The sequence below is a fragment of the Rhizorhapis sp. SPR117 genome (genome assembly GCF_021742065.1).
This window is the reverse complement of record NZ_JAKKIE010000112.1, coordinates 1-5,833: the sequence shown is the minus strand read 5'-3', so window position 1 is coordinate 5,833 and position 5,833 is coordinate 1. Positions and strand designations below refer to the sequence as shown.

Here is a 5,833-nt window from a genome sequence, read left to right as displayed (position 1 = left end):
CGCCTTTGCAACATGGCACAAAAGCACGGAATCCTGAAGCTTTTACAGGACCGAAACGCTCATCCCGCCGCGTGTGGGCCTGCGAGGTGGCGCATGAACGATCTGGACTGTCCAAGCCGGTGACCCCCCATTCTTTTCGTCACGCCTTTGCCGTCCATCTGCTCGAAGCTGGCACGGATGTGCGCACCATTCAGCTCCTGCTCGGTCATCGTTCCCTGTCCACCACGGCCCAGTATCTGCGCATAGCGGCCAACAAGGTCTGCTCGACGACGAGTCCCCTGGAGCTGCTGCCGCACCCTGTGCCCGCCGTCACACCGCCTCGCGCACCAGAACATTTCTGAGCGCATCGGCAATGGACCGTTCGGGTCCAGAGGTGGCGGATATCTTCCGCCGCTACGGCGCTGCGTGGCGCGGCCAGCATAACACCTCGCTGTCGACCGCACAGCGCGCTGCTATGAGCGCGATCGAGCTTTGCCGCACGGCCGTGCTGGGCGGCCACGTCGAGCAATGCGATCAGTGCGGAGAACGGCGGATCTCCTACAACAGTTGCCGATCACGCAATTGCCCGAAGTGCCAAGCACTTGCCCGAGCGCAGTGGGTGGAGGACCGCCGCGCCGATCTGCTCGACGCCCAGTATTTCCATGTCGTGTTCACCGTGCCGAACGAGATTGCCGCAATCGCCTTCCAGAATGCCGAGGTGGTCTATGATATCCTGTTCCACGCGACCGCCGACACGTTGCGGACGATCGGCGCTGATCCCAAGCATCTTGGCGCCGAGATCGGGTTCTTCGCGGTCCTTTCACACCTGGGGACAGAATCTCGGTCACCATCCCCACATTCACTGCGTCGTCCCGGGCGGTGGACTGTCACCCGACGGCAGTCGGTGGATCTCCTGCCGCCCAGGCTTCTTCCTGCCCGTCGCGGTCCTCTCTCGCCTGTTCCGCCGCCTGTTCCTCGAAGCGCTGGAGAAGGCCTTCCGCGCCGGCAAGCTGCAGTTCTTCTCGTCGCTCGAACGACTTCGCGAGCCCGGCCCGTTTCGCCGCTATCTCGACTCGGTTCGCGGGATCAACTGGGTCGTCTACGCCAAGCCGCCCTTTGCCGGACCTCAACGGGTTCTGGACTATGTCGGACGCTACACCCACCGCATCGCCATCTCCTACAATCGCCTGATCGCCATCGATGATGGCAAGGTCAGCTTTCACTGGGAAGACTATCGTGACGGCAGCAAACCCAAGGTGATGACCCTGAGCGCCGACGAATTTATCCGACGCTTTCTGATCCATGTCCTGCCGCAAGGATTCCAGCGCATCCGCTATTATGGCTTTCTGGGCAATCGATACCGCAAGGAGAAGCTTGCCCGTTGCCGCGATCTTATTGGAATGCAGCAACCTGTCGATCACGAGAAAGGTGCTGACTACCTCGACAAGGTCGAAGAACTTACTGGCATCTCGCTTCGAGGATGTCCCGCCTGTCACCATGGCTGCATGATATGCATCGAAGTTCTCGAGCGGATCCCTTCATCGCCGTCACCTGCTCTGGATACGTCATGACCAACAAGCCTCGTCAGTTAAAGGCCGTTCGCTTCGCCCTGCTCAAAGGGCCACGGGCAAGCTGTTGCCTCTTCGCCAAAATCTGGCTCAAACCGTCCAGGGACCAACAGTCCGCGTCTTCGCAAAAGGGTATTCCGATCAGTCGCCCCTTCAATAGTGAGTGCGTACCGAATGCCAGATCGGCGTTGAAAAAGACCGCCGAGGCCGCCCGCAACAATCAATCCCCATAGCGCCACGGTTGCGCAGGCGGCTCCAATACGTTTTTAGCTCACCGGCGCGGCCATACCGTTCGCGCCGGGATTCATGCGTCATCTGCCGCGCCGCCAACCTAAAAACGCTCTTCATTATGACCCGTTCGAGATTATGTAGAATCGACGGAACATTGCCCGCCCGGACAGGCTTCCAACCTGGCTGGGCTGCACATAATCAAAGGCGAATGTGCTTACCCAACGAAGGCGGAGATCCCCATAGTCGGTCATAGCCAAAGCGATTGGCAGACCTGAGCGCGGGCATTTTCACCCGGGGTTCTGACACTTCTGGACCTACGGAAATGCGTCGGGCACGCAGCAGCATCACAACCGACCGAGGCTGTTGGAAAATCTATGCCGCGGGCGCGGACAGCGCCCGATAAAGGGTAGCGTGATGGCATTTGAGGAGCTTGGCCGCCTCACGGACGGATGTACCTTCGCCGATCAGGCGCTCGCCTAGCGCGATCTGATCGGTCGTGAGTTTGGACGGTCTGCCGAACCGCACGCCGCGCGCCTTGGCGGCGACCCGTCCGCTACTGGTGCGCTGGTGGATCAGCTCGCGCTCGAACTCGGCGATGCCGGCGAACACCGTCAGCACCATGCGCCCGGCAGGCGAGGTCGTGTCGGCCCACGGTTCGGCCAGGGAGCGCAGGGCAGCGCCCGCCTCGTTCAGCTTCTCGGCGATATCGAGCAGGTCCCTGGTCGATCGCGCGAGCCGATCGAGCCGCGTCACCACCACCACGTCGTCGTCGCGGATTTGGTCGAACATTCGCGCCAGCTCGGGCCGATCGCGCTTCGTGCCTGACACCTTTTCATCGAAGGTGCGGCGACAGCCAGCCTCCTTCAATGCAGCGCGTTGAAGGGTGAGGTTCTGGTCGTAGGTCGAGACGCGGGCATAGCCGATCAGCATGTCGCGAATTTGCATCGAAACGAATTACTTCCGCAACCGACATTTGCGACACTGCGGTGCTCGGAAATACGTGGGCGGCCTCGCTGTCGCGCAACTGGATATCCGCGACAATCTCTCGCAGGTTGGTCGATTATGCGAGGTCCAGGATTGCCAGCAGGACCAGGCTGATCGCGCCTAAGCCGAGTAGCGAGAGGACCACGGCTGTCGTGACTCGGGCCCCCGCTTTCGCCACGGTGCGCACGTCCACGCCGAGCCCGAGCGCGGCCATGGACACGACGGTCAACAGCGTTGCCACCCGGCCGATCGGCGCGACGGCGGTGGTCGGCAACAGGCCCAGCGAGCGGCAGGCGACCAGCGCCAGAAAGCCGATAATGAACCAGGGGACCAGATGGGCGAGGTCGAGCCGTTTGGCCGTAGGCTCGCCAGCCAAGAACTCGCCATCGGGCGCGACCTGCGGAGCGAGGCGCGGGGCGACCAGCGACAGGACGAGGCACACCGGCCCGAGCATCAGCACGCGCACCAGCTTGACCAGCGTGCCCATCTGCACGGCCGCAGCGCCCAGCGGCGAAGCGGCCGCGATCACTTGAGGCACCGCATAGACGGTAAGCCCGGCGAGCGCGCCGAAGGCGAGCCCACTCATGCCCAGCGCAATCCCCAGCGGCGGGAGGCCGAGCACCACGACCACGCCCAGTACGGCCGTAAAGGCTATCGACGCGGCCACGTCGTCGCTGTCCGCCCCGATCACGGGCGCCACAGCTGCGATGGCCGAATTGCCGCAGATCGAGTTGCCGCACGCGACCAGCAGCGCCATGCGCGTCGGCAGCCCGAGCAGCCAGCCAATACCGAAGCTGAGCAGGATGGCGCTCGCCACCACGCCTGCGATGCCGACAAGGAGCGGCAGCCCGGCCGCCAGGATGGTCGCGGCGCTGACCGATGCGCCGAGCAGGACCACGGCCACCTCCAGCAGGTATTTGGCGCTGAAGGCGACCCCGTCTTGCCACTTGTCGCCGGGCGTCCATAGGCTGCGCACCGCCGTGCCGATCAGGATGGCGAGCACCAGCGCTTCCAGCCAGGCCTTGCCGGCCAGCACGCGCTCGCCCGCCTCGAGGGCATAGGCCGCCCCGGTCACGGCAAGGCAGAGGCCGATGCCGGGCAGTAGCCGGGCGGCCTTGCTGCTTCGGCGGGTCGATGACGTGACGGGGTGATGGTCGAGACTAGCCAAGGCGGTTTTCCTCCGCCAGTCGCTCTAGGCTCCGCGTATCGATCGTTCCAACGCAGCGTTCTTGTCGTTCCGATCGTCAATCGTGATCGGTTTGTGCTATCGACGCTGCATGACGCTGGAACAGCTTCGCATCTTTGTCGGCGTGGCCGAGCGCGAGCACATGACCGCTGCGGCACGCGCCCTCAACGTCACGCAGGCGGGGGCATCGGCGGCGATCGCCGCGCTGGAGGAGCGGCACGCGATCAAGCTGTTCCACCGCGTCGGGCGCGGCATCGCGCTAACCGAGGCGGGACGGCTGTTTCTGGTGGAAGCCCGGGGCGTGCTTGCGCGTGCCGACGCCGCCGAGACGGTGCTGGAGGAGCTTGGCGGGCTCAAGCGGGGCACGCTCCGAGTCGTCGCCAGCCAGACCATCGCCGCCTATTGGCTGCCACCCATTCTGGCGATGTTTCGCGGACGCCACCCGGCGCTCGGCATCGAGTTGGCGATAGGCAACACCGAACAAGCTGCGGCGCGTGTTCATGACGGCGGAGCCGACTTGGGCATCGTCGAGGGAGAGGTGGATGATCCGGCGCTGGCACACTGGCCGATCGGTGAGGATCGACTGCTGCTGGTCGGGGCCGAGCCGTTCGGAGAGGCCCGCATCGACGCGGCGTGGCTGCGTCAGGCGCGCTGGGTGCAGCGTGAACCGGGATCGGGCACGCGCTCGACGCGCGACGGCCATCTGCTCGCGCTTGGCGTCGATCCCGCCACGCTCGACGTGGCGCTGGTGATGCCGTCCAACGAAAGCGTCCGCACCGCCGTGGAGGCGGGTGCCGGCATCGCCGTCCTTTCGGCGCTGGTGGTCGCGCCAGCGATCAAGGCGGGCGCGCTGCACGCCGTGCCATTTGGGTTCGATGCCCGCCCCTTCTTCGGGCTGCGGCACAAGGAACGCTATCGCACCAAGGCCGCAGACGCTTTGCTGGACGTGATCGGCCTACAGCACCCGAAGGTAGCGACCTCCAAACCGGATGTTTGATGTCGCAAAAGGTTGATTATACGCGACATCCGAAAGTCAGGAGTTCAGCGACACGGGAGCATAGCGCGCGTTCTCGGACATGCCCCGAATGACGCGGCCCATGATGCTGGGCGGCAGTGGAACGACGTCGGTGCGATCCCTGCGGGGCCGCTGGTCGGCCGGTCGGGCGAGCAACAGCAGATTGAGCACGGCCGCACCGATCCGTTTCCTGAAAGCGCGGTGCTCAAGCGCTTGCCGTTCGGGCAGCCGGTCCACCCGGCGCCACAGGTGATCGCGCGGCAACAGGGCGCTGATCGCGCGAAATCCCGACCCGCGCCGCCTGGCATCGTCCAGCCCAACTATCATCGCCATTCTCCCGGTCCCTCGCACCGGGAGTTCAACGAGCGGGTAGTGTGCGTCAATGTCTGCAAATAGCGGCCTTGGCTGCTGGTCATGCGGCTTGTCGTAGATCGGCTTTTTTCATCTCCTTGAGATCGTTCATGTTGAGATAGCGGTTGGCCTCGAGCCAGTTTTCATGGGTCTCGACCGCCAGCGCCCGGATGAGGCGCAAGCAGCTGTCTTCGTTGAGGAAGATGCGCAGGACAATAGTCCGGCGTTTGATCTCCTCATTGAAGCGCTCGAGCATGTTGGTGCTCTTCATGTGTTTGTGATGCTGACGCGGCAGCCGGTAAAAGGTGAACGTCTCCTCGATGGTCTCCTCGGCCCAACAGGTCAGCTTGGGGTAGCGCGGCGACCATTTCCTGAGCCATGCCGCAAGATCGCTTCTGGCCTCCGACAGCGCGCGGCGATCATAGATCCAGCGCAGTTCCTGAAGGCAGTCGTCGTCGGCCTTGCGCGGCAGGTGATCGAGCGCGTTCCTGAGGAAGTGCACATAGCAGCGCTGGAACC

At 64.0% G+C, this 5,833-nt stretch carries 6 protein-coding genes and 1 pseudogene; 3 read left to right on the top strand and 4 right to left on the bottom strand.

From position 1 onward, the window contains the following. Both L3X40_RS20685 and L3X40_RS20680 read left to right on the top strand, forming a co-directional pair. A partial coding sequence (locus L3X40_RS20685) for a tyrosine-type recombinase/integrase (protein WP_237367257.1) occupies window positions 1-341 on the top strand: 341 nt, incomplete at its 5' end. Between the two features lie 11 nt (window positions 342-352). Continuing rightward, window positions 353-1,550: pseudogene (locus L3X40_RS20680) on the top strand (IS91 family transposase). Window positions 1,551-2,150: 600 nt separating this feature from the next. Here L3X40_RS20680 and L3X40_RS20675 read toward each other — a convergent pair. Together L3X40_RS20675 and L3X40_RS20670 are read right to left on the bottom strand one after the other, a co-directional pair. After that, a complete protein-coding gene (locus tag L3X40_RS20675; protein ID WP_237367259.1) occupies window positions 2,151-2,708 on the bottom strand; it encodes a recombinase family protein in 558 nt (185 codons plus the stop codon). A 130-nt stretch (window positions 2,709-2,838) separates the two neighbouring features. After that, window positions 2,839-3,930 carry a YeiH family protein gene (locus L3X40_RS20670; protein ID WP_237367256.1) on the bottom strand — a complete coding sequence of 364 codons (1,092 nt, stop codon included), beginning with the start codon at window positions 3,928-3,930 and terminating at the stop codon, window positions 2,839-2,841. Between the two features lie 109 nt (window positions 3,931-4,039). Here L3X40_RS20670 and L3X40_RS20665 point away from each other — a divergent pair, with 109 nt between their 5' ends. Continuing rightward, window positions 4,040-4,945: a LysR family transcriptional regulator gene (locus tag L3X40_RS20665; RefSeq protein WP_237367258.1), complete on the top strand. Its 906-nt coding sequence runs from the start codon at window positions 4,040-4,042 to the stop codon at window positions 4,943-4,945. Window positions 4,946-4,981: 36 nt separating this feature from the next. Here the strand turns inward: L3X40_RS20665 and L3X40_RS20660 are convergent, their stop codons facing one another. Both L3X40_RS20660 and L3X40_RS20655 read right to left on the bottom strand, forming a co-directional pair. Further along, window positions 4,982-5,296 (bottom strand): hypothetical protein, encoded by a 315-nt coding sequence (locus L3X40_RS20660; protein ID WP_237367255.1) that lies wholly within the window; start codon window positions 5,294-5,296, stop codon window positions 4,982-4,984. 79 nt (window positions 5,297-5,375) lie between these two features. Next, window positions 5,376-5,833 (bottom strand): transposase (locus tag L3X40_RS20655; protein WP_237367254.1); only part of this gene is annotated, 458 nt, incomplete at its 5' end.